Below are 23,898 nucleotides of genomic sequence, written 5' to 3' on the forward strand. Positions count from 1 at the left end.
GGGCCGCCCCACGCGGGCGGCCCTCCTTCCTGCAACGAGATCGATAACCCGTGAGCGACACCCTGCATTCGCCATCGTCCCGCTCCGGTCCCTTCGCACTAGCGCGTACGCTCGCCTGGCTCCGCCTTTGCGCCATCGCGGGTCAGAGCGTAGCCATCCTCTCCTGCGTCACCCTGCTCCGCCTCGACGTGCCGCTGCTGCCGCTGATGATCGGTGTGTGCATCCTGGCCGTCTTCGCCGCCACCGCCGCGTTCCGCCTCGGTATGCCGTGGAAGGTGAGCGAGGGCGAGGCCATCGTGCACATCGCCGCCGATACGCTGGTGCTGGGTTACCTGCTCTTTTTCACCGGTGGCGCCTCGAATCCGTTCGTCGCGCTGCTGCTGGTACCGATCGCGCTGTCCGCGGCCGCCCTGTCCATCGCCGGCGTGTCGCTGGTGGCGATCCTGACGGGTGTGGCCTATGTGCTGCTGGTGCCCTATCACCTGCCGCTGCCGACGCTGGGCGATAAAGCCCAGGATTTCGACCTGTACGTCGCGGGTATGGGCGTCAACTTCGTGATCATGGCGGTCCTGCTCGGCGTCTTCATCAGCAATCTGGCCAAGGCGATCCGCGTGCAGCAAGGCGAAGTGCAGCGTGTACGCGAACGTGCCCTGCGCGACGAGGGCATCCTCGCCATCGCCACGCAGGCCGCGGGTGCTGCGCACGAACTGAATACGCCGCTGTCGACCATGCGCACCCTGCTTCCCGAGATCCGCCGCGAGCATGCGGGCGACAACGCGCTGGGTGACGACCTCGACCTGCTCGACGGCCAGGTCGAACGCTGCCGTACCATCCTTCGCGAAATGGTCGCTTTCGGCCAGGCGCAGCTGTCCCAGGTGCCCGAACGGATCACCCTCGACCAGTTCATCCACGGCGTCATGGAGCGTTTTCAGCTGCTCCGGCCGGAGGCCGAAGTCAGCCTGTCCGTCGAACCCGGGGCCGGACGTGTCGCGCTGCGCTCGCCGCCCGGGCTGCGCCACGCCCTGATCAACCTGCTCAACAACGCCGCGGACGCCTCCGCCATGAACGAGAGTACGGCGGTCTCGCTGGCGATCGGCATCGTCGGCCCCTGGCTGGAGCTGGTCGTCACGGACGAGGGTCCGGGATTTGACGAGTTCGACGAACTGGGTACGCTCGGCCTGTCGCAGAAGGATACCGGCCTCGGCATCGGGCTCGCGCTGGCGGAAGCCACCGCGGAACGCCTCGACGGCGAGCTTGCCGCAAGCAACACTGGCCACGGCGCGCAGATGCGCCTGCGCCTTCCCCTTTCGGTCATCGGAGACCATACATGAACGATATCGCCCCACCCGGCGGCCGCCCCCTGCTGATCGTCGATGACGACGCGACGTTCGCCCGCGTGCTCGGGCGTGCGCTCACATCGCGCGGCTTCGAGGTCATCGCCACGGACAACGTGGACGATGCGCGCGCGCTCACCCGCCGCCACCAGCCTCGCTACTGCGTTCTCGACCTCAAGCTGGGTGACGAGAACGGCCTTCGCCTGATTCCCGAACTGCAGTCGCTGGTTCCGGACATCCGCGTGCTCTTGCTGACCGGCTACGCGTCCATCGCCACGGCGGTCGAGGCGATCAAGCGGGGCGCGCATGACTACCTTGCCAAGCCGGTGGATGCGGACGCCGTCGTTCGCGCGTTGCTGGACGGCGATTCGGGTCCGATGGATGCCGACGATCTGGTCGACGCGCCGGACGCGCCGTTGCCGCTGCGTCGTCTGGAGTGGGAACACATCCAGCGCGTGCTGACCGAATGCGAAGGCAACATCTCTGAAACGGCGCGTCGTCTGGGCATGCATCGACGCACGCTGCAGCGCAAGCTGAGCAAACACCCCGTGCGCGAGCGGCCGGACGAGACGTGATTTAACGCGGGATGATCGTGGCGCGGCAGGAACGCGTGCCGACGCCTTACGCTTCGACCGCTTGTGGATTCGGGAAGCGGACACTCGAGACACGGCTCGCACCCGGCAACGATCGGGTTTCGAGGGGCCATTCGAAGCGGTCGGAAAGACGCCGGGCGATCGCCAGGTCGAAACCGTGCGGATTCACCGAAGCATGTCGACGCGTACCCGGATCGGGCGTCGTGTCGACGGCGGGGTTGATCACGCTGACGCTGCCCGGCATGACGGTGACCACGATCGTGCCCTGGTCGGTCTGCTGAAGCGCATGCCGGATCAGCTGTCCGCAGAGCACCGCGAATACCCGCGGCGACGCATGCAGGGCGAACGTCGCCGGTTCGTCGAGGATCAGCTCCACCGGACGGCCCGCGATGAGCTCCCGCGCGTAGTCCACTTCCTGGCGAAGCACGGTGTTGACGATGAAGTCTTCCTCGGCCAGACCCTGATCCGACTCGCGCGAGAGGATCAGGAAAGCCTCGACCAGCGCTTCGAGTTCGCGGGTCGAACGGCGGATGCGTTCCAGTGACCGGTGGCCGAAATCCGACAGATCGGTTTCGTCGGCCAGCATGTCCGAGGACATCTTGATGACGGTCAGCGGGCTGCGCAGTTCGTGGCTGGCGTCACGGGTGAAGTTGCGCTCGCGTTCACTGTAGCCTTCGAGCCGTGAAGCAAGACCGTGCAGTCCGCGCAGGAGCTTGGAGACGTCGCCGTCCGACTTCCTGCCCTTCTGCTCATCCAGCGCCGCCATGTCGGGCCGTTCCGAATCCCAGCCATCGAGCAGTTTGGCAAGGGCCGCGACCGGAAGCCATTCGCGGGACACGGCCAGCCACGCCAGGCCGCCCGAAGAGAGCATGATGGCGATCGCGGCGCCGATCGGCGCGACGTTGTTCGCAGCCATCACCGAAGCGATGACCACGACGAGGGTCTGCAGAGTGAAGACCACCGCGATACGGGCCTTGAACGAGCCCCGCCGGGTGGTCCCCCGCGATTTGCTGCCTTCCATCGACTATGCCTGGTCCTGCACGTTCCTCATGCCGTCTGCGACGCGGCGACTTCGGAATCCAGGTCGGCCAGGCGGTAGCCAGCCGAATGGATCGTGTGCAGCAGAGGACGGTCGAACGGTTTGTCGATCACGCGGCGCAGGTTGTACAGGTGCGAACGCAGGGTGTCGGAATCGGGCAGCGTGTCGCCCCAGATCTCGCGCTCGATATCACGGCGGCTGACCACGCGCGGCGATTCGCGCATGAGGATGGCAAGCAGCTTGAGGCCGATCGGCGAGACGGTCAGTTCCTGCCCGCCGCGGGTAAGGCGCAGCGTGGCCGTGTCCAGTGTCATGTCGCCCACGTTGAGCACCTCGGACGAGACCTGACGGCGGTCGCGACGGATCAGTGCGCGAAGACGGGCCTCCAGTTCGCGAACCTCGAACGGCTTGACCAGATAATCGTCCGCGCCAGCCTCGAGGCCGACCAGCTTGTCTTCCAGGGTATCGCGTGCCGTCAGCATCAGGACCGGCGTCGACTTCTTGCCGTCCTTGCGCAATTTACGGCACACATCCAGACCGTCCATGCCCGGGAGCATCAGGTCCAGCACGATGACGTCGTAGCTGTTCGAAACAGCGAGGTGCAGGCCACTGACGCCATCCGCGGCGTAGTCGACCGAATAGCCCCTGCGCTCGAGGAACTCGCCGACCATCTCGGCAATCTGGCGGTTGTCTTCGACCAGAAGGATCAGGCCTGCCTGTTCATCGCGGTTGCTCATCGCTCCACTCCTACGCTGATTCACAAATGTGAAGAGTTAACGGCCGGACCAGTGAGTACCGTGTGAAGACCGAAAATGAGCATTCATTTTGCGTACGAGGACGTGCACGTGGCGTCGTCTACCTAAGTAGCGGCGTAAGCATTTTCCACACATTCTCCGCGACGCGAGGCTCGCCCTTTGCCGTCGGATGAAGGCCATCGTCCTGCATCAGGCCGGGGTCCAGCGCCACGCCGTCGAGCAGGAAGGGAAGCAGAGGCACCTTGTGCTTCGCCGCGGCGTCCGCATACACCTTGCGCAAGCCGTCGCGGTATTGCGGGCCATAGTTGACCGGCAGTTCGATCCCCAGCAGGAGGACTTTGGCGCCCGCCCCCTTCGCCGCATCGATCATGACGTCGAGGTTGGCCGCCAGCTGCCCCAGGGGTAAGCCCTGCAATCCATCGTTCGCGCCCAGTTCGATCACCACCACGCCGGGACGCTGCGCCTTGAGCAGGCCAGGCAGGCGATTCCGGCCGCTCAGTGAGGTTTCGCCGCTGATGCTGGCATTGACCATCGTCCACGGCGTCGCCATCTTCGATGTGCGAGCGTCGAGGAGGCGCACCCATCCGGCATCCACCGGAATGTTGTGTGCCGCCGACAACGAGTCCCCGAGCACCAGCACCTTACGTGGCGCATCCGCCGCGGAGGCGATGGCGCAGCAAACCCATAGCAACAGGACCAGGCAACGACGCATGAGCGATTCTTCCCGTGTTCTTCTCGAAGTGGCCGATGTTAGCAAGTCGGTTTTCGGCCCGGAGGGACGACTCGACATCCTCTCCGGGGTCAACCTCCGCGTGGCCGCCGGTGAGAGCTTCGCCATCGTTGGCGCATCCGGTTCCGGAAAGACCACCCTGCTCGGCCTGCTGGCCGGTCTCGATGTGGCGACATCCGGCAGTGTGAGGATCGACGGGCAGGCACTGGAGGCGGTCGACGAAGAAGCTCGCGCCGCCATCCGCCGACGTCTGGTCGGTTTCGTGTTCCAGTCGTTCCATCTGCTCCCGGCGCTGACGGCCGAAGAGAACGTGATGCTGCCGCTGGAGCTCGAAGGCGACGACTCGGCGCGGGAACGCGCCCACGCCGCACTCGACTCGGTCGGCCTGGCCGCACGGCGCCGGCACTATCCCGCGCAGCTGTCAGGTGGCGAGCAGCAGCGCGTGGCGCTCGCACGCGCGTTCGTCCACCGGCCGCGAATCCTGTTTGCCGACGAGCCTACCGGCAATCTCGACCAGCACACGGGCGAACACATCGGCGACCTGCTCTTCGAAATGAACCGGCAGCATGCGACCACGCTCATCCTGGTCACCCACGATCCCCGCCTGGCGGCGCGCTGCGCCCGCTCGGCGGAACTGCATGAAGGCCGCCTCGGAGTTCCTGCATGAACGTCGCACGGCTCGCCCTGCGTACGCTGCGCCGCGAGTGGCATCTGGTCGAACTGCGCACGCTCGCCGCGTCGCTGGTGCTTGCCGTCATCGCGCTCGGCGTGGTCGCCACGCTGTCCACCCGCATCGAGCGGGGCATCCTCGCGAGCGCCGCCGAACTGATCGGTGGCGATCTGGGCGTATCCGCGCCGGCGCCATTGCCTGAGCCCATGCTCCGTTCGGCGCAGGACGACGGACTCACGGCATCGCGCGGCGCGGCCTTTCGCAGCGTGGCTTTTGTGGGCGAACACAGCCAGTTGCTCGATGTCCAGGCGACGGATGCGGCTTACCCGCTGCGCGGCACGCTGGAAGTCCGTGGTGCCGACGGCAAGGGCCGCAGTGCCCACGGCCCCGGACGCGGCGAACTCTTCCTCGATCACCGGGCCATGGTCGGCCTCGGCATCCACGCCGGCCAGACCGTCCAGGTGGGCGGACGCGACCTTCGCGTCAGCGCCGAACTCGTCCGCCAGCCCGACGGCGGTGAACTGTTCGCTCTCGCGCCGCGTGCGCTGATGAATCTCGACGACGCGACGGAGGCCGGGCTCCTGTCCGTCGGCAGTCGCGCCCGTCACCGGCTGCTGGTCTCGGGTCCGCCGGCGGCGGTCGCCACATGGCGCACATCGCTGGAAGCGAACGCCCTGCCCCAGGGCGCCGACCTGATCACACCGGAGAAAATGCAGGAGCGCATGCGCTCGGCATTCGATCGCGCCAGCGCCTTCCTGCGCCTGACCGCCCTGCTCTCCGCCCTGCTCGCGGGTGTCGCTATCGCGCTGGCATCGTCGCGCTATGCACGACGCAAGGCGTCCGAAGTCGCGCTGCTGCGCGCGCTCGGCACGCCGCGCCGACGCGTGGTCGCGCTGCTGGTCAGCACGCTGACCGCGCTGGCGCTGCCCGCCGCCGCCGTGGGCATGCTGATTGCGATCGGCCTCGCCCAGGGCGCGTGGTACTTCGCGCGCCAGCTGTTCGACAACATTCCGACCACCCTGCCGCTGGGACCGGTCTTTGCCGCCGCCGCGATGGGCCTGGCCGTGCTCGCCGGCTTCGCGCTGCCGCCGCTCGTGCGCCTCGCCGAAGTGCCGCCGGTCGCCGTGTTCCGCGAGTCGATGCAGCGACGCGTCCGCCGCTTCGACGTGCTGTACCTCATCCCGCTGCTGACCGCGATCGCGCTGGTGTGGGTGCAAAGCGATTCGGCCAGACTGGCCGGCATCCTCGCGGCGAGCCTGAGCGGCGTCGCCGTCGTCGCCGCGCTGCTTTCGGCCCTGCTGCTGGTCATCGCACGCCGCGTCGCCCCCGGCGCGCACCCCGCGCTTCGTCTGGGCCTTGCGGCGCTGGCACGCCGACGCGGGATGTCGCTGATCCAGGCCACCGCGCTGTCGCTCGGCCTGTGCGCCCTCCTCCTGCTCGCCGTGATCGCTCCGTCGCTGCTCGACGGCTGGCGACGCGAACTGCCTGCCGATACACCCAACTGGTTCGCGCTCAACCTGCAGGACGACCAGCGAGACGCTTTCACCAACGCGCTGACTCACATGGGTGCGAGCCGGACCAACATGATGCCGCTCGCCGTGGGCAAGCTCACCGCGATCAACGGCAAGTCGATCGACACACTCACCTTCGACGACCAGCAGGGCCGCGATTCGGCCGATCAGCAGTTGCGCCTCTCGTGGAGCGCGGAGCTCCCGCCGTCGAATCAGATCGTCGCTGGCGCATGGCCCGGCGCCTCGCCGGCGCAGGCCGAAGTGTCCGTCGATACGTCGTGGCGTGACCGTTTCCAGCTGAAGCTCGGCGACACCCTTCGTTTCGAGGTGGGCGAAGGCAGCCTCGACGCGCGCATCACCAGCATCCGCAAGGTCGACTGGAGCTCGTTCCGGGTCAACTTCTTCCTGATGCTCGATCCGGCCCACGCGGCCGATCTTCCGCACACGTGGCTGACCAGTTTCTATCTGCCCCGCGGCCACGCGGATGAGTTGTCGAAGCTGTCGCGCGACTACGGCAACCTCAGCCTGATCGACGTGGATGCGCTGCTCGACCGCGTCCGCGAGATCGTCGACCGCGTCGGCGGCGCCGTGCGCTGGGTACTTGGTTTCAGCCTGCTGGCGGGCGCGCTCGTGCTGACGGCCGCCCTGGCGGCGAGCGCACAGGAGCGGCGGAAGGAAGCCGCTCTGCTGCGCACGCTCGGCGCCACCCGCCTGCAACTGAGGGCGGCCGCGGCCTGCGAGTTCGCGCTGCTGGGTCTGGTCGCCGGCCTGACGGCGGCACTCGGTGCCACGGGCGCGGGTATCTGGCTCGGCCAGGCGGTGTTCCGTATCGAAAACTTCGTGCCGCCGCTGTGGCCGCTCATCGGCGCCGCCGCGCTGGCGGCGCTGGTGGTCATGCTGATCGGCCTGTACGGGACGCGACGCGTGCTCAACACATCGCCGATGGCGCTGCTGCGGGAAGGCTGAGTCGGCTCAGTCCGGGCGGTGCATGTCGAAGGCCATCACGATGGCCTCTTCGCGCCCGTTTTCCGCAGGGTAGTAGCCGGGCCGACGTCCGATCTCGTGGAAATCCAGCGAGTCGTAAAGCGCCCTGGCGACGGGGTTGGAGGGACGTACTTCGAGGAACACCCGCTCCACGCCGTACCAGCGGGCCAGATCGAGCAGCCGTCGCATCATGCGGCGGCCGTAACCGAGGCCGCGCCAGGCGTCACCGATGCAGACGTTGAGTACATGCGCTTCCCCCGCGGCCACCGAGAGAATGCCGTACCCGGCGATGTCGCCCTCGTGGACGATCACCCAGCAGTTATGACCGGCCTGCAGGCAGTCGCGGAAGATGCCCGCACTCCAGGGAAAGGGGTAGGACGCGTGCTCGATCGCCACGACGGCATCGAGGTCGTCGCGACGCATCGCGCGGACTTCGGTGGACGGGCGGGCGACGGCGACCATGGCGGGCTCAGGTCCGTGCGAACGCGCGGCCCAGAGCGCGCAGGCCGTTCCAGAGACGGCGTTTGGCGGCCGCATCGGACACGATGGCTGACGGTGGGTCGACGAGGACGATCTGTGCCGCGGCGAGCGCGGCGGCCGGCAACTGATGGCCCAGCGCTCGCGCCTGAGCATCGCCGAAAACCAGATACGCCGACGCGACCGGCACGTGCTCGAGGCCCTTGGGCCCGACCTCCAGCCGCGCCGCACGCGCGGTAACGGCGCCGAAGGCGCGCAGGGCGCGACCGAGCAGTTCCATTTCACGCTCGCTGCATCCCGCCGGCAGGACGACGACGCAGGCCACGCGCTCACCATCGGCCGGGTCGTTGGCCGGCTCGAACGGCGACGGCTCCACGGCTTCCGTGACACGCAGGCGCCATGGGGTCACGCCCATGACCTTGAGCAGTCGCGCGTGGCGGGCGGGCATCGCGGCCATCAGCTGCCTCCCGGCGCCCGGGCATGGCGACGCACCCGACGACGGTGGGCCGCACGGCCCCACAGCGTCATCACCGGACCCGATATCGTGTAGATCACCGCGACGGCGAAGAGCACGCGCGCGGTGTCGATGAGCAACAGCACCACGATGAGCACCGCGGCGATCAGCCAGATGAAGGGCACGCGGTCACCCTTGGGCCACGCCTTGAAGCTGTAATAGCGCACGTTGCTGACCATCAGCAGCCCGGCGATCACCGCCATGGGCAGCGCGAAGAACGCGACCGTCGGCCCCGGCACGTCGAACTTGACCATGGTCCAGACGAAAGACATGCACAGGGCGGCCGCTGCCGGGCTGGCCAGTCCCTGGAAGTAGAGCTTGTCCGCCACGCCCACCTGGGTATTGAAGCGGGCAAGACGCAGCGCCGCGCAGACGGCGTAAATGAAGGCACCGGCCCAGCCGATCTTGCCCCAGACCTGTCCGTAATCAGCCAGGGATGACAATGACCAGGTATACAGCACCAGCGCGGGCGCCAGCCCGAAGCTGACCAGATCGGACAGCGAGTCGTACTGCACGCCGAACTCGCTCTGCGTGTTGGTCATGCGGGCGACGCGGCCGTCCATGCCGTCGAGGATCGCCGCGACGAACACGGCCAGCGCGGCCGTCTGGTAATCCCCGCCGATCGCGGAGACGATCGCGTAGAACCCCGAGAACATCGCGCCCGTGGTGAAAAGGTTCGGCAGCAGATAGATGCCGCGGTGACGCGGCCCCCGGGGTTGGATCGGATCGCTCATGGGCCATTCCGTGACATGGGCCGTCAGTGTAGCCCAGGCGCCGTGATGCGTCAGGCCGCCGCCGGTGCCGGGGTGCGTGAAACCGGGACAGGGGTCGCTTGCGTGGCAGGGGGCCCGGTGATACTTCTTGCGCCATCCACCCACCTGCCGGAATCACGCATGCGCCGCTGCCTTGTCCTCGCACTCCTCGTCACGGTCTGCCCCCTCGCGCTGGCCCAGGCATACAAGTGGAAGGACGCTCAGGGCGTCACCCATTACGCGGACACGCCGCCGCCGAACAACGCAAGATACGAGAAGGTGAAGACCAGCGGCACGGTCGAGGCACCGGCACCGGCCCCCGCCGCACCGGCGAAGCCGGAAGCCGCGCCTCCAGCACCCGGCACCCAGGTCGCCGACAACCCGGCCAACCGCGCCAGGCTCTGCGACCAGCTGCGGAAGAACATGGACGTGCTGGGCAAGGAACAGGTCATCTCCGTCGATGACGGCAAGGGCGGTTCCCAGCAGCTCGACGACGCCGGGAAGAAACGCCAGATTGAAACCACGCAGGCGCAAATGACGCTTTACTGCAAGTGATCGGCGCTGGCTGGGGCTTGCACCTATAATCGACGTCTTACTCCCGACGAATCGCCCGCATGCGCCTCAGCCAGTTTCATCTCGCCACCGTCAAGGAAGTCCCCGCCGACGCGGAAATCGCCAGCCACCAGCTGATGCTGCGCGCGGGCATGATCCGCAAGCTGGCGTCCGGCCTTTACACCTGGTCGCCGCTGGGCCTGCGCGTGATGCGCAAGGTCGAGGCCGTGGTCCGCGAGGAAATGGTCCGCGCCGGCGCGATCGAAGTGCTCATGCCTTCGGTGCAGCCGCGCGAGCTGTGGGAAGAAACCGGCCGCTGGGAGAAATTCGGCGGCCAGTTGCTGAAGATCAAGGATCGCAAGGAGCAGGAGTTCTGCTACGGCCCCACGCACGAAGAAGTCATCACCGACTTCGCGCGTAACGAGCTGAAGAGCTACAAGCAGCTGCCGCTCAACTTCTTCCAGATCCAGACCAAGTTCCGCGACGAGATCCGCCCGCGCTTCGGCGTGATGCGTGCGCGCGAGTTCCTGATGAAGGACGCCTACTCGTTCCACCTGACCCCGGAATCGCTCGGCGAAACCTACCAGGTCATGTATGACGCGTATTCGCGCATCTTCACCCGCCTGGGCCTGGAATTCCGCGCCGTCGACGCCGACACCGGCGCCATCGGCGGCAGCGCCAGCCACGAGTTCCAGGTCATCGCCGACTCGGGCGAAGACGCCATCGCGTTCTCCGACGGTTCGTCGTACGCGGCCAACATCGAAAAAGCCGAAGCGCTGGCACCGGCCATCGAGCGTCCCGCGCCGTCGGCCGAGCTCACCCGCGTGGATACGCCCACGCAGCGCACGATCGACGAGATCACCGCATTCCTCGGCGTACCGGCTTCGCAGACGGTGAAGACCATCCTCGTTCGCGGCCTGGAAGGTCTGGTCGCGCTCGTCGTGCGCGGCGATCACGACATCAATGAAGTGAAGGCCGCCCACCTGCCGGAGCTTCCGGACGATTCCGAACTGGCCAGCGAAGCGGAGATCCTCGCCGCCACCGGCACACGCCCGGGCTTCATCGGCCCTGTCGGCCTGCCCGACTCCATTCCGGTCATCGTCGACCGCAGCGCCGCCGTGCTCGCCGACTTCGTGTGCGGTGGCAATCAGGACGGCACCCATTTCACCGGCGCCAACTGGCAGCGCGATGCACGCATCAACCGCGTAGCCGACATCCGCAAGGTGGTGGAAGGCGACGCGTCCCCGGACGGCAAGGGCACGATCCGTCTGGCCCGCGGCATCGAGGTCGGTCATATCTTCCAGCTCGGCCAGAAGTATGCGGAAGCCATGGGCGCGCGCGTGCTCGACAACAACGGCAAGATGGCCACCATGTACATGGGTTGCTACGGCGTCGGCGTCAGCCGCATCGTCGCCGCCGCCATCGAGCAGCGCCACGACGACGCCGGCATGATCTGGACCGACGCCATGGCGCCGTGGCGCGTGGTGGTCTGCGTCATCAATCCGAAGAACGATCCCGTCGTCACCGAGGCGGCCGAGTCGCTTTATCAGGAACTGTCGCAGGCCGGCATCGACACCGCATTCGACGACCGCGGACTCCGTACCGGTCCGATGCTTGCCGACATGGAACTGATCGGTATTCCGCACCGTATCGTCGTGAGCGGCCGCGGCCTCGAGGCCGGGACGTTCGAGTATCGCGCCCGCACGGAAGCCGAATCGCGCAACATTACGCGCGAAGAACTGCTCGCCCTGCTCGAGGCGTAATGCTCACTGCATGACAGGCGCGACGGGAGCGCACGAGCCGCGCTCCCGTCGCGGTTACCGGCCGCCTCTACTGGACGGCGGCATTGATCGCGTTGGCGTAGTCCGCCGTCGTACGGCCCGGCGCCGAGCATTTCTGGATATCGTCGTACAGCCACATGAAGCCGCCCGGGATACCGGCGCTCTGTTTCCAGGCAGTCATCTTCGACTGCACGGTCGCCGGCGAATCGCCAGCGCTGCAGCCCGTGCCGTTCTTCGACCAGAGCCCCGGAATGACCGGCATGCCGAGCGCGCTCGTCCACTGCGCCGGATCGTTGCCCGTGCCACCCGCGTAGTCCTGCAGGTAGATCTTGTCCACGGCACTGCCCAGGTTGGCTTTGAGCGAAGCCCAGAAGCTGCGATTGGTATAAGGCGCGAACGTGATCTTGTAGCCGAGCCCCGCCAGCATCTGACCGAAGGCCGTCGCCGATGCCAGATCGTAGGCGCTCTCGTCGTCGAAATTCGCCGCGTCGGCGCCCGTGATCTGTTTCAGCAACTGGAAGTTACGGTAAAGGATGCTGTCCGGCCCCGTACCCGCTCCCGCTCCGGTACCGTTGACCAGCGCCTGGATACTCTCGAAGTCCGTCGTACCGCCGGCACCGATCGACACCTCGATCCGGTTCACCGACGTCGGCGCCTGCTTTAGCGTCGCCAGCTCGGCTGACCAGCCCGTGTTCGGGCCGACGTAGTTGCCGTCACTGATGAGGGGCTCGTCGTTGAGGTGCAGGTCGCCGTTGGTATCCACATGCACGCTCCACAGCATGACTGTGGTAAATCCCGATGCCCGGAGGTCATCCATGACGGGCGTACCGCCGCTGTAAAACGGGCCGCCGCCGTACACGGCGGATTCCGCCATACCCGGCGAGGAAAGGCTCATACCGCCGGCCAGGGCGACCGCGAGGGCAACACGTCGTACGCCAATGCTAATGATCGACATGAGTTATTCCATTCCAGTGAACGGCGCCGCTGTAGGGTTATTCCGATAATCGGCTCCGATTGCGCTGAGAGTCCCACGGTAAGCTGCCATTATTCCGCCACTTGGTTCACAATTCCGACCCGAGCGTGTGTGAAATTAATCGCATCGATTAATACGTCGATTTACTGTGAAACCAGAACAGGGAGAATGCCCATGGCCGTCGATATCAAGAACCTCAGCCACAATCAGCTCAACGAGCTGATCGCCAAGGCCCAGTCCCGCCAAACCGAGCTGCGCAGGGAAAAAGTTTCCGCACTGCGCGACAAAATCAATGAATTGATCCGCGCCGAAGGTTTCACCTTCGACGACGTTTTCGGCGCCCGCGCCCCGAAATCCAAACGCGCCGGCACGGTGGTAGCTGCCAAATACCGTAATCCGGATAACGAGGAACAGACCTGGTCGGGCCGCGGCAAGCGTCCGCGCTGGTTCAATGACGCGCTGAAGGCCGGTAAAAAGGAAAGCGATCTGCTGGTGTGATTTACATGCCGACATAAACCAGAAAAATGGCCTTGCGAATGCGGGGCCTTTTTTTTGGCGAGTTGGCGAGATGTTTGTTGGAGCGGGGGCTCGGCTTGCGCCTTCGCGTTTGGTTTTGTCGCGGCGTGTAGTGTCGCGTTGAAGAGCCGGCGGGTGCCACCCTCGCGTCCACGCCTGCGGCGACCCCTCAGGGAAAGGCCGCTCCGCGGCCGTGTATCAATGGCCTTCGGCCGGGTCGGGCTCCGACTGGGGGTTTTCGAGTCGGCTGTCCCTGCCTCCCCGAAAACGGCCGGTCATCCCTGACCGGCCCCGCTCTCGCGGCCTCTTCCAGTCGGAGCCCTCGCCTGCGGCTACCGGACGCGAGGGTGGCACCCGCCGGCTCTTTGGGGGACTGAGGTTGCGGGTGGGTCGAGCGGCGGTGCGCTTCGTTGGCAGGGAACGCTCGCTTGCCTGGGGCCCATGGCCTCGTTCGCCTTAGTGAGGCTGAGGGTTCGCGAACAGGGTTCGCTCCTACCGCACGGCGACCGCAATGGGGGGATACATGGCGGCCTGTAGGAGCGCGCCCTGCGCGCGAAAAGCCAACGAAGCGAAGAAGCCACACCCCGCTCGACCACCAACCCACCTCGGTACACCAAAGAGACGGCGGGGGTGACCCTCGAGGCCGGTAGCCGCAGGCGAGAGCTTCGACTGGACAAGGCCGCGAAGCCGGGCCGGTCAGGGATGACCGGCCGTTTTCGGGGAGGCAGGGACAGCCGACTCGAAAACCCCCAGGCGAAGCCCGACCCGGCCGAAGGCCATTGATATACGGCCGCGGTAGCGGCCCTTCCCTGAGGGGTCGACGAAGGCGTGGCCTCGAGGGTCACCCCCGCCGGCTCTCCAACGCGACACAACACGCTCGCGACGAATCCAAACGCGATGGCGCAAGCCGAGCCGAGCCGAGCCGAGCCCGCGAGATCGAAAGCGCACCCTTGACGCTCCCCCGCCCCGGGCGTAAACCGGGCGGATTATCCTCGGAGTCAACCACATGCCCCTCGTCCGAATCGATGTCCGCCGTGGCAAGGATGCCGCCTATCGCAGCGCGCTCGGTAACGCTGTTCATGACGCTCTGGTCAGCATCGGCGTGCCGCACGATGACCGTTTCCAGGTCATCGCCGAACACGATGCGGAAGGTCTCGTCTACGACGCGCACTACCTCGGTATCGAACGCACTGACGACATCGTCATCGTGCAGATCACCTTCAACGACACGCGCACCCTCGACCAGAAGAAAGCGCTGTATCAGGCGATCGCGGAAAACCTGGGCAAGTCACCAGGCGTGAAAGCGGGCGACGTTTTCGTCAGTCTCGTCGAGGTGAAGAAGGAAAACTGGTCGTTTGGCAACGGCGTGGCGCAGTACGCCAGCTGACGGCTCAGAGAGAACGGCGCGGCGCGACGATCAGGTCGCCGAACAACAGGCCCGCCACCAGTGACACCAGCAGCGTGACGCCGAGCAGACCCGTATCCATGCCCAGTGAGGCATCGCGATCCAGCAGGTAGGACACGCTGCGGAAGCTTACCGAGCCCGGCACCAGCAGGATGATGCCGGGCTCGCGTACCACGGCGCCCGGTTGCTGGGCGTAGCGCGCATAGACATTGCTGAGTGAGCCCAGCAGCAGACCGCCGACAAACACGCCGAACGGCGCGCCCGGCAGCGAGCCCGAAATGCTGCCGCCCCAACGCGTGGCGAGATAACCGAGAATGACGGCCCCCATCACGACCAGCCAGTCGCGCCGGGCGGCGCGGAACAGGATGGCGAACGAGAACGCGCCGACCGCGAGCATCGGCCAGTCGGCCCAGCCGGGAAGTGGCGGCAGCGAATAATCGCGCGACACGATACCGAAGGCCTCGCACAGCTGGCTGGCGGCCACGGTACCGAAGGTCAGCTTCAGCAGCGTGGCTACCGCGCCACCCATGCGCGCGACACCGGCCACGAGATGTTGACTGGAAATTTCGCGCACGGCCGTGGTCAGCGCCATGCCGGGCATCAGCACGATCAGGCTGCCGAGGATCACCGACTTGACCGCCAGCGGCACCAGGTAAGCGCTGACGACGATCGCGATGGCTGTGGCGACCATGGCGCTGATCGCATCGCTGGCGGCGGCGAGCCGTGGTCGGCTGCCCGACGCGACGGTAATCGAACCGATGAGAACGCCGATGAAACCCGCGGTGACCAGATCGGGCCACGCACTGTGCAACAGCAGGCCGACGACGGTGGCCGCGCAGAGGCCATAGCTCGCGATCACGCCGAGCTCGGCACGGAAGGTTTCCGGTGCACCCAGCTTACGTAACAGGTGAAAGCCTTCGCGCAGTTCCATCCGGCCGTCGATCACGACGTCGGCGATGCGGTCGGCCTCGCAGAGGCGCGCGAGGTTGACGTCGCCGGGCGGCAGGCGCATGACCTGCGTAACCTGGGCGACGCCGTCGTCGCCCTGCCCCAGATCGGCGAACGACACGATGATCGCGGTGGGGCTGGACCAGACCTCGGCGGAAAGGCCGAGACGCTGCGCGGAGCGACCGATGGCGGTCTCCAGGCGTGGTGCGGTGGTGCCGTACTGGTGCAGGCGACGCGCCAGCTCGGTGAGGAACGCGATGCGGGTGTTGATCGCCGTGGTGGCGAAGCTCACCGGAACGGTCAGCGGTGCGACCTCAGGCAACGTCCACCGCCTTCACGCGCAGGGTGGTGCCGTCGATGCCGATGACCTCGACGGTGGCACCCAGGGGGAGATCCGGACCGGTAACCAGCCACATCCCGTCGCCCACCTTCGCCTTGCCGCGACCCTGCACGATCGGCTCGCACAGCGTGTAACGCTGACCGATCAGCTGTTCGCCACGACGGTTGAGCCGCTCGTTGCCGGCCGGAACACGGTTGAGCCGCGGCCGCACCCATTTCCAGTAAAGGAAGCAGGAGGCGAATGCGAGGATCACGAAAATCACGGCCTGTGCAAGCGCGGTCAGACCGGGGACGGCCAACAGCACGACGCCCATGACCGCCGCGGCGAGACCGATCCACAGCATGAAGTAACCCGGCAACAGCACCTCGCCGCCGAGCAGCAGCAAGGCGGCGATCCACCACAGGTAATGCAGCGCGATCTGGCTCATGGCGTCAGCGGGGCAGTGGCGGGGTGCGATTGACGGTGCCGTCGCCCTGCGGCGGGCGCTGCTGTTGCTGCGTGGCCAGCGAGGATTTGGCCAGCTCGGCGATGCCCGCCAGCGAACCGAGGATGCCCGTGGCTTCCATCGGCAGCAGCAACGTCTTCTGGTTGGGCGACTTGGCCATTTCCTTCAGCGCCTCGACGTAATTGTTGGCCACGAAGTAATTCAGTGCGTTGACGTCGCCATGCGAGATGGCGTTGGAGACCATCGTCGTCGCCTTGGCTTCGGCCTCGGCGAGGCGCTCGCGTGCTTCGGCTTCGCGGAAAGCGGCCTCTTTTTTGCCCTCGGCGCTCAGGATGGCGGACTGCTTTTCGCCTTCCGCCTTGAGGATGGCCGCCTGACGGAAGCCCTCGGCATCGAGGATGTTGGCGCGCTTCTCGCGCTCGGCCTTCATCTGCCGGGCCATCGCGTCGACCAGATCGCGCGGCGGCGAGATGTCCTTGATTTCGATACGGGTGACCTTGACGCCCCACGGATGCGTGGCCTCGTCGATCACGCCCAGCAGCTTGGCATTGATCGCGTCGCGCTGGCTGAGGCTCTCGTCGAGATCCATCGAACCGAGCACGGTACGGATATTGGTCATGATCAGCGCCAGCGCCGCGCCTTCGAGGTTCGCGACTTCATACGCGGCCTTGGCGGCATCCAGCACCTGGTAGAAGACGACGCCATCCACGCGGACCACCGCGTTGTCCTTGGTGATGACGTCCTGCGAGGGAACCTCGAGGACCTGCTCCATCATGTTCATCTTGCGACCGATCGCGTAGACGAAGGGAATCAGAAAATGCAGACCCGGTGTCAGCGTGCCGGTGTACTTGCCGAACATCTCGACCGTCCACTCGTAGCCCTGAGGCACGATGCGGATCAGCTTCGCCAGCACGGTGACGGCAACCACCACGACGACGAACGCGACGACGATATTTCCCATGGCCCTTCGCTCCCTATTTCCGGTGTCTTGCCGGGAGTATAGGCGAAGCGACTCAGGCCGGACCGGCGGGAAGCAACAGGGTGACGCGAAGGCCGCCGCCGTCGCGGTTGGACAGCGCGATCCGGCCGCCATGGGCTTCCGAAATTTCTCGGGCAAGCGCCAGCCCAAGGCCGGTACCCGAGCGCTTGGTCGAATAAAAAGGCAATAACGCCTGCGCCAGGACGGTGTCGCTCATGCCCGGACCGCGGTCGGCCACCTCGATCAGGGTTTCGCGGCCGATGTGGTGGACCGCCAGGCTGACCTCCGTGGCCTCCCCGCCGGCCTCGTGCGCGTTCTTGATCAGATTGATCAGCACCTGCTCGACCTGGGTGCGATCGAACCACCCCGGATGCTCGGGCAAGGGCGCCGCAAGGCGAAATTCTGCGTGCAGAGCCAGATCGTCGAGAAATGGCGCCCAGGGGACCTCGCGGGCCTGCGGCGCGGGCAGTTTGGCAAAGCTGGCGTAGCCGGCAATGAAACTGTGCAGGTGTTTCGCGCGGTCGCCGATGGAGGCGAATACGCCGGGCAAGCGGGCGAGATCGCCGCGACGTGCGAGTTCGGCACCGGAATGCGACAGCGACGAGATGGGCGCCAGGGAATTGTTGAGTTCGTGACTGATGACGCGGATGACCCGTTTCCACGTGTGTACTTCCTGGCGGGAAAGCTCACGCGTCATGCGACGGTACAGCTGAAGCCGGTGAGGCCGCCCCTGCAGACGGAAGCCCCGCTGCGAAAGGTGGAAGGTCTCTTCGCTGCCATCCATCTCGACATTGAACAACGCGTCCTCGCCGGCGCCGGCGGCATCGCGAAGGTTGGCGGGCATGGCTTCGAGCACCGTCGCGAAGTCGAGACCCGCCAACGCCCGGCCTTCGTTGAAGAGATGCCTCGCCGCGATGTTCGCGTAGGTGACCTTGCCTGTCGCATCGGTCAACACGAGGGCGACGGGCGTGTTCTGTACCACGGTGTCCAGCAGCAACTCGCGCTGGGCGAGATGCTGGCGTTGTTCGCGCAGCGTCTGGCCAAGCGCGTTGTGCATGTGGATCAGGTCGCCGAGTTCGTCGTTGCGGCCCGATCCGATCGAGATGCTGAAGTCGCCATCGCGATAACTGGCCAGTGCGCTTTCCAGGGCGCGCATCAGACGACGCAGGGGCTCGACCAGAAGGTGCGCCACCCAGGCCGAGAGCGGCAGCAACACCAGAAGACAGATGACCAGGGCCGTGGTGCCGTCGAACGCCTCGATCGGCCCCGGCGTGGGCACTTTGCCGGTCTTGTCAGGCACCGCGCGCATCCACGCCAGCACCTGCGGGAACGGCCAGATGGAAACGCCCGCGAACACCAGCGCGCCGACGATGGCCGATGCGGCCACCACGATCGTCATGCGTCCCTCTAGCGTGAGCGTCCTCATCGGCGGCGCGTCAGACAGCCAGCCCGTATCGCTCCATCCGCCGGTAGAGCGCTTGCCGTGACAGGCCCAGGCTGTTCGCGGCGCGACTGATGACCCCGCCCGCCGAGGCCAGGGCCGCTTCGACCGACTCGCGGCTGGGTTCGTCGAGGTTGCGCGTGGCGTTCGCCGACGGCGGCGGCAGGTTGAGGTGTACCGGCTCGATGCGACCGTCCGGTGCCAGCAGCGCCGCACGCGCGATGGCGTTTTTCAGCTCACGTACGTTGCCCGGCCAGGAGTGCGCCAGCAGGGCTTCGCGAGCGTCTTCGGTCAATGTGGCCTTGCCGTCCAGGAAATGCCCGGCCAGCGGCAGGATATCGTCGCTGCGCTCGGAGAGCGGAGGGAGGTTCACGTCGATGACGTTGAGGCGGTAATAGAGGTCTTCGCGGAAGGTGCCCGCGGCGATCATCGCCTTGAGGTCGGCATTGGTCGCGCTGACCAGGCGCACCTTGACCTGTCGCGTCCGTCCCGAACCCAGTCGCTCGAACTGGCCCGTCTCGAGCACGCGCAGCAGCTTCATCTGCCCCGGCAGCGGCAGGTTGCCGATCTCGTCGAGGAACAACGTGCCGCCATGAGCCATCTCGAAGCGGCCCTCCCGCGCCTTGTTGGCGCCCGTATACGCGCCGGCCTCGGCACCGAAGAGCTCGGCCTCGATCAGCTCCCCGGGAAGCGCACCGCAATTGACCGCGACGAACGGCCCGTGCCGCACGGCGGAATTGGCGTGCACGATCGCGGCGATGCGTTCCTTGCCGGCACCGTTGGGACCGGTCACCAGCACGGATACGTCGGAACGCGCGACCTGACATGCGAGCTCGATCGTGCGGCTCATGGCCTCGGAAGCGAATACCAGGCCATCGAGTTCGTAGCGGCTTTCCAGAGCTTCGCGCCGGCGACGGCGTTCGACATGGACGCGCGTGGCCTCGCGGTTGGCTTCGGCCAGTTCCAGCAGGTTTTCCACCGTCGCCAGCAGCTTGTTGTCATCCCACGGCTTGGCCAGATAATCGGAAGCGCCGGCCTTGACCAGTTCCACCGCGGCTTCGAGGTGCGTCCACGCCGTGAGCAGGATCACCGGCAGGTCGGTGTAACGCGCGCGGATGGCCTTGAACAGCGCGATGCCTTCCTCCCCCGACGTGGTGTCGGCGGTGAAGTTCATGTCCTGAATGACGACATCGATCCGTTCACGGCCAAGCATCGCCAGGCCTTCTTCGGGTGTGAGCGCGACAAGGGGCCGGATCTCGCGGAGGCTGAGAGCAAGCGAAAGGGCCTCGCCGACGGCGGGGTTGTCGTCAATGATCAGTACGCAGCGCATGTGAACCTTTGGCATGCAGGCATGGATGCTTCTCGATGACCAAAAGGTTGAAAGCCTTTCGCATGAATCTTCATTCTAACCACGTGTCGCGACCACCGGGGGAACCGCCGCCGCGCGCAGGGCCGGGGCCAGCACGGCGGCCTGCCCGAGAAGCCAGAGGATGATCGCCCCGGCCGGCAGGTAGACCAGCGGAAGCCTCGGCACTTCGTATTGCCACATCAGCAGCAGGTTTATCCCATAAGCCAGCACCATGCCTACGCCAATCCCGATGCTGGCCAGCAGGAAGTTTTCGGTCTGAAAGTAACGCAGCACATCGACCCGGCGCGCGCCCAGTGCCCGCCGTACGCCGATCTGCCGACGCCGCTGGCCAACCCAGAAGCTGGCCAGACCGACGATGCCCAGCGCGGTCACCGTGAGCAGTGCGATACACACACCGACCAGCAAGACGGCCATGGCACGATCGCTGGCGAAATACGCGTCGCGAATGTCGCTGTAACGCTGTTTGCCGGTGACCACCCGTCGCGGGTCGAGCTGGCGAAGTTTGGCCGCGGCGGCCGTCAGTACGCGGTCCGCCTCCCCCGGTTTCACTCGCAGTAAGAAGGCCGCGCCCATCGCCGGATACTCCCGCAGCGGCACCATCGTGCTGAAGGCGGCCTGCCCACGGTCGCCGCCCCCGGCGCGCGACAGTCGTTTCACGACACCGACCACACGCATCTCGTTATCGCCGACGAACACGCTTCGACCGATCGGATGCCCGTCGGGGAAAAGCCGGTCGGCGGCGTCTTTCGAAAGGATGATCGACGGGGCCACCTTGACCTTCGCGCTGACGACATCGTCCATCCAGCGATACTCGTCGGGGCGGAACCACCGGCCTTCGGCCAGCTGCACACCCATGACCTCGCCGATGCGCTCGCCGTAGAAATTGCCGGTATTCAGGCTCGACACATGCTGATCGCGCTGAAGACCGACGCCACTGTTCCAGCTGCGGTCGCCGAAAGGCACCGAGTTGGCCACGGTGGCGTCTTCCACACCCGGGATCTCGCGAAGAGCGGCCAGATCCGCGAGGGTGCGTGCATGCATGTCGGTGTGGATACCGATGTCACCCACTTCGATACGCACCAGACGTTCTTCGTCGACACCACTGGGCGTGTCCATCCACGCCAGCCGGTCGCGCACCAGGAAAACCGCGTTGCAGACGATCGCGCACGTCAGGGCGATCTGCAGAACGAGCAGCGTGCAGGTGAAGCGATGGCGTCGCAGTGTGGAGAGGATAGGTCCGATCTGCATGTTCATGTCATTGACTCTTCAGCTGCAGCGCGGGCGTGATGCTGCACGCGCGCCAGGCGGGAAGCAGGCCGGCGATCAACGTAGCGATCACCGAAAGCAGCAACGTGGCGACGAGCATGGCCAGATCGAGATGAGCCAGCCGGGCGAACGCATCGGGCTGCCTTCGCACCAGGGCGAGTCCGGCCCACGCGAGGATCAGCCCACCCACGCCTCCGGCCACACCGATCAGGCCGGCCTCGGTGAGCAATTGCGCAAACACGCTGCGCCGTGACGCGCCCAGTGCCCGCCGCACACCGACTTCGCCGGCGCGTCGCATGAATTTGGCCAGCATCAGCCCCACGGTGTTGACCAGGCACACGACAAAAAATCCGAGGGCAAGCCACACCTGCAGGCGGACGTCACTCGGAACGACCTTCTGCTCTTCCAGGAAAGCGAGCAGGCCGGTCACCTCCGGGTGCTGGGGACGCTGAAAACGGCCAAGCGCCGCCTGCTCGTGCGCGTAGCCATCGAGGTAGCGACGATACGCTTCGAGGTGCGCCGCACTGTCGAGCTGCACCCAGTACTGCAGCCAGGTGCACGAGGCACGTTCCATCTCGTTTTCGGCGGTCGATCCCTCGCCCCAGCAGCTGATCCCACCGTCTCGGCCCATCTCCAGCGCGCGGGCCGTCGAGAGCGGGACGAACACGCCTTCGCTGCCCGAAAAGCTGCCGGTATAGATATCGTAGAAATGCGGCACGGGTCGCCAGACATCGAGCACGCCGATGATGCGAAGATCCGCCCCGTTAGCGCGTATCGTCCGGCCGACGCTGTTGGTGCCGCCGAACAGCCGGGCGTTCAGATCGGCGCCGATCACGGCCACGTGTGCCCTGGACTCGTCCTCCGCATCGCTCCACGGCTGCCCGTAGCGGAATGGCACAGCGAACATCGGGAAGAAGTCCGCCGTCGTATAGCGCGCGTGCTCGATAAACGGATCCATGGCCTGGTCGTCGGACTGGACCGGTACCGTGCCACCCACCATCAGGGCCTGCCGGTCCGCCCGACGGTCCTTCAGCAAGCGCATGCCGTCGATCCAGGTCACCTGCACGGGGAGCTTCGTATCCTCCGCGTGGCTCAGATCGCGAGGGTCCATCCGGGGCATGTAGATCGATCCACTGCGTTCCGGCAGCGGATCCCCCGACAGCACGTGCAGGACGGTCAGGGTGGTCATGCTCGCGCCGATCCCCAGCGCGACGGCGAGAATCATGAGCGCCGTCAGCGCCCTGCTCCGCCTCAGGCTGCGAAAGGCGAGTTCCAGGTAGTAGGCGAACATCGATACACCCACGCGTCAGACGCTCCGCGTCGCTTCGACGGGCGACACCCGCGAGGCGCGCAACGCCGGCGCGAACACCGCCGCCTGACCGAGGCCGAGCAGCGCGACCACACCGACCATGACGTACGTGAACGAAAGCCGCTTCATCTCGAAATGCGTGAACATCCACTGGCTCAGCCCCAGCGCGAGCATCGTGCCGACGACCACGCCGGCGAGCGCGATCAGGAAGTTCTCGGTCATGAAGTAACTGAGGATATCGCTGCGCTTCGCCCCCAATGCGCGCCGCACACCGATCTGCTTACGCCGCTGCCCGACCCAGAAGCTGGACAGGCCCACGATGCCCGCCGCCGTGATGGCCAGCAGCACGCCGCAGACGACGCTCATCAGGATCGCCATGCCGCGATCCGCCTCATAGGCGTTCGCACGTACCGTTTCGAAGGTACGGATGCCGTATTTTTCGGGAAGGACACGCATGCGGTTGACGTCGAACAGGACTTTGGGAACGCTCTTGAATACGGCGTCCTGCTGGCCCGGCTTGGTACGGATCATGAAACTCTGTCCGCCGTCGTTGAACGTCAGCGGCATGATCGTCACGCTGTCCATGAAGTCCATGTCGACCCACGGAACGGTCAGCTTCGCCACGATGCCGATGATGGTCGACGGCTTCCCGCCTCGGTAATAGATGACCTTGCCCAGCGCATCGCCGTTGGGGAAAAGTTTGTCGGCCAGCGTCTTGGTCACGATCACCTGCGGCGGGGACGGCGACTCCTGGCGCTCGAACGAGCCGACCTCGGAAGCCGTGAAATTCCGGCCGGCGATGAGCTGCACGCCCAGCGTCTTGAGCGTGTGCTCGTCGCCGAAGTAAAGCGCGGTCTGCGCGCCGCCCTTGGTCGCATCCGGTGCCGTGCGCGCCGTCAATGACCAGCCACCCCGGCGCAGCGGATACGTATTGGTGACATACGCATCTTCCACGCCGGGCATGGCGCGAATGGCCTGGATGTCCGTCCTGATGATCGGAAGGTAGGTCGAGGGCGCGCCTACATACCGGTTCTGCACGGCGATCAGGTTCGACTCATTCATGCCTGTGGGACGGTTCGCCCGTTCGACGCGCTCATGCACGATGAACAGGGCATTGCAGACGATGGCCAGGGTCAGCGCGATCTGCAGCGCGATGAGGATGGTGCCGGCCTTATGCCGACGCAGCGCGGCGAGGATGGGAAGTATCTGCACGAT

Annotated in this window: 23 protein-coding genes; 8 read left to right on the forward strand and 15 right to left on the reverse strand. The window is 66.1% G+C overall.

Annotated features, from left to right (window positions below):
* Nucleotides 1–50: 50 nt before the first annotated feature.
* Nucleotides 51–1,331 carry an ATP-binding protein gene (locus FA85_RS04740; RefSeq protein ID WP_239709097.1) on the forward strand — a complete coding sequence of 427 codons (1,281 nt, stop codon included), beginning with the start codon at nucleotides 51–53 and terminating at the stop codon, nucleotides 1,329–1,331.
* On the forward strand, nucleotides 1,328–1,909 hold the full coding sequence (locus tag FA85_RS04745; protein ID WP_036111373.1) for a response regulator transcription factor: 582 nt from the start codon (nucleotides 1,328–1,330) through the stop codon (nucleotides 1,907–1,909). The genes FA85_RS04740 and FA85_RS04745 overlap by 4 nt, the downstream gene beginning before the upstream one ends.
* A 46-nt stretch (nucleotides 1,910–1,955) precedes the next feature.
* Here FA85_RS04745 and FA85_RS04750 read toward each other — a convergent pair whose 3' ends face one another.
* The 3 genes from FA85_RS04750 to FA85_RS04760 form a co-directional block, all read right to left on the reverse strand.
* Nucleotides 1,956–2,948, reverse strand: a complete 993-nt coding sequence (locus tag FA85_RS04750; protein WP_036111369.1) for a sensor histidine kinase — start codon at nucleotides 2,946–2,948, stop codon at nucleotides 1,956–1,958.
* A gap of 26 nt (nucleotides 2,949–2,974) precedes the next feature.
* Nucleotides 2,975–3,703: a response regulator transcription factor gene (locus tag FA85_RS04755; protein WP_036111366.1), complete on the reverse strand. Its 729-nt coding sequence runs from the start codon at nucleotides 3,701–3,703 to the stop codon at nucleotides 2,975–2,977.
* A 118-nt stretch (nucleotides 3,704–3,821) separates the two neighbouring features.
* The gene (locus FA85_RS04760) at nucleotides 3,822–4,433 is read right to left on the reverse strand and encodes an arylesterase (protein ID WP_036111362.1); all 612 of its coding nucleotides are present in this window, start codon (nucleotides 4,431–4,433) and stop codon (nucleotides 3,822–3,824) included.
* On the opposite strand from FA85_RS04760, the gene FA85_RS04765 reads away from it, so the two are divergent.
* Complete coding sequence (locus tag FA85_RS04765) at nucleotides 4,432–5,118, forward strand: ABC transporter ATP-binding protein (RefSeq protein WP_036111359.1); 687 nt, start codon at nucleotides 4,432–4,434, stop codon at nucleotides 5,116–5,118. The two genes, FA85_RS04760 and FA85_RS04765, sit on opposite strands and share 2 nt — an antisense overlap.
* Nucleotides 5,115–7,598 (forward strand): ABC transporter permease, encoded by a 2,484-nt coding sequence (locus tag FA85_RS04770; protein WP_036111356.1) that lies wholly within the window; start codon nucleotides 5,115–5,117, stop codon nucleotides 7,596–7,598. Before FA85_RS04765 ends, FA85_RS04770 begins: the two co-directional genes overlap by 4 nt.
* Nucleotides 7,599–7,604: 6 nt before the next feature.
* On the opposite strand, the gene rimI is transcribed toward FA85_RS04770, so the two are convergent.
* From rimI to pssA, 3 genes are read right to left on the reverse strand one after another with little or no spacing between them, the layout of a single operon-like run.
* Nucleotides 7,605–8,078, reverse strand: a complete 474-nt coding sequence (gene rimI, locus FA85_RS04775; RefSeq protein ID WP_036111354.1) for a ribosomal protein S18-alanine N-acetyltransferase — start codon at nucleotides 8,076–8,078, stop codon at nucleotides 7,605–7,607.
* Between the two features lie 7 nt (nucleotides 8,079–8,085).
* Nucleotides 8,086–8,550, reverse strand: a complete 465-nt coding sequence (locus FA85_RS04780) for a hypothetical protein (protein ID WP_036111353.1) — start codon at nucleotides 8,548–8,550, stop codon at nucleotides 8,086–8,088.
* Nucleotides 8,550–9,341 (reverse strand): CDP-diacylglycerol--serine O-phosphatidyltransferase, encoded by a 792-nt coding sequence (gene pssA, locus FA85_RS04785; RefSeq protein WP_036111350.1) that lies wholly within the window; start codon nucleotides 9,339–9,341, stop codon nucleotides 8,550–8,552. The genes FA85_RS04780 and pssA overlap by 1 nt, the downstream gene beginning before the upstream one ends.
* 159 nt (nucleotides 9,342–9,500) lie before the next feature.
* Here pssA and FA85_RS04790 point away from each other — a divergent pair, with 159 nt between their 5' ends.
* Together FA85_RS04790 and FA85_RS04795 are read left to right on the forward strand one after the other, a co-directional pair.
* Nucleotides 9,501–9,914 (forward strand): DUF4124 domain-containing protein, encoded by a 414-nt coding sequence (locus FA85_RS04790; RefSeq protein ID WP_036111348.1) that lies wholly within the window; start codon nucleotides 9,501–9,503, stop codon nucleotides 9,912–9,914.
* 59 nt (nucleotides 9,915–9,973) lie between these two features.
* Nucleotides 9,974–11,674, forward strand: coding sequence for a proline--tRNA ligase (locus FA85_RS04795; RefSeq protein WP_036111345.1), 1,701 nt, complete (start codon nucleotides 9,974–9,976; stop codon nucleotides 11,672–11,674).
* Nucleotides 11,675–11,741: 67 nt separating this feature from the next.
* Here FA85_RS04795 and FA85_RS04800 read toward each other — a convergent pair whose 3' ends face one another.
* Complete coding sequence (locus tag FA85_RS04800; RefSeq protein ID WP_051943391.1) at nucleotides 11,742–12,647, reverse strand: hypothetical protein; 906 nt, start codon at nucleotides 12,645–12,647, stop codon at nucleotides 11,742–11,744.
* Between the two features lie 192 nt (nucleotides 12,648–12,839).
* On the opposite strand from FA85_RS04800, the gene FA85_RS04805 reads away from it, so the two are divergent.
* Entirely contained in the window at nucleotides 12,840–13,163 is a 324-nt protein-coding gene (locus FA85_RS04805; RefSeq protein WP_036111342.1) for an H-NS histone family protein, read from the forward strand.
* 1,024 nt (nucleotides 13,164–14,187) lie between these two features.
* Nucleotides 14,188–14,568 (forward strand): tautomerase family protein, encoded by a 381-nt coding sequence (locus FA85_RS04810; protein WP_036111338.1) that lies wholly within the window; start codon nucleotides 14,188–14,190, stop codon nucleotides 14,566–14,568.
* Between the two features lie 4 nt (nucleotides 14,569–14,572).
* Here the strand turns inward: FA85_RS04810 and FA85_RS04815 are convergent, their stop codons facing one another.
* The 8 genes from FA85_RS04815 to FA85_RS04850 all read right to left on the reverse strand — a co-directional run bounded on the left by FA85_RS04815 (nucleotide 14,573) and on the right by FA85_RS04850 (nucleotide 23,895).
* Nucleotides 14,573–15,856, reverse strand: coding sequence for a threonine/serine exporter family protein (locus tag FA85_RS04815; RefSeq protein ID WP_079522574.1), 1,284 nt, complete (start codon nucleotides 15,854–15,856; stop codon nucleotides 14,573–14,575).
* Nucleotides 15,849–16,301, reverse strand: coding sequence for an NfeD family protein (locus FA85_RS04820; protein ID WP_036111333.1), 453 nt, complete (start codon nucleotides 16,299–16,301; stop codon nucleotides 15,849–15,851). Before FA85_RS04820 ends, FA85_RS04815 begins: the two co-directional genes overlap by 8 nt.
* Before the next feature lie 4 nt (nucleotides 16,302–16,305).
* On the reverse strand, nucleotides 16,306–17,280 hold the full coding sequence (locus tag FA85_RS04825) for an SPFH domain-containing protein (protein ID WP_036111329.1): 975 nt from the start codon (nucleotides 17,278–17,280) through the stop codon (nucleotides 16,306–16,308).
* A 52-nt stretch (nucleotides 17,281–17,332) separates the two neighbouring features.
* The gene (locus FA85_RS04830; RefSeq protein ID WP_239739762.1) at nucleotides 17,333–18,697 is read right to left on the reverse strand and encodes a sensor histidine kinase; all 1,365 of its coding nucleotides are present in this window, start codon (nucleotides 18,695–18,697) and stop codon (nucleotides 17,333–17,335) included.
* A 37-nt stretch (nucleotides 18,698–18,734) separates the two neighbouring features.
* Nucleotides 18,735–20,069, reverse strand: a complete 1,335-nt coding sequence (locus tag FA85_RS04835) for a sigma-54-dependent transcriptional regulator (RefSeq protein WP_036111325.1) — start codon at nucleotides 20,067–20,069, stop codon at nucleotides 18,735–18,737.
* Between the two features lie 75 nt (nucleotides 20,070–20,144).
* Nucleotides 20,145–21,356 (reverse strand): ABC transporter permease, encoded by a 1,212-nt coding sequence (locus FA85_RS04840; protein WP_036117242.1) that lies wholly within the window; start codon nucleotides 21,354–21,356, stop codon nucleotides 20,145–20,147.
* A gap of 7 nt (nucleotides 21,357–21,363) precedes the next feature.
* Nucleotides 21,364–22,665: an ABC transporter permease gene (locus tag FA85_RS04845; RefSeq protein WP_036111323.1), complete on the reverse strand. Its 1,302-nt coding sequence runs from the start codon at nucleotides 22,663–22,665 to the stop codon at nucleotides 21,364–21,366.
* 15 nt (nucleotides 22,666–22,680) lie between these two features.
* Nucleotides 22,681–23,895, reverse strand: a complete 1,215-nt coding sequence (locus tag FA85_RS04850) for an ABC transporter permease (protein ID WP_036111320.1) — start codon at nucleotides 23,893–23,895, stop codon at nucleotides 22,681–22,683.
* Between the last annotated feature and the right edge of the window lie 3 nt (nucleotides 23,896–23,898).

It is taken from the genome of Luteibacter mycovicinus (genome assembly GCF_000745235.1).
Taxonomy (GTDB): Bacteria; Pseudomonadota; Gammaproteobacteria; order Xanthomonadales; family Rhodanobacteraceae; genus Luteibacter; species Luteibacter mycovicinus.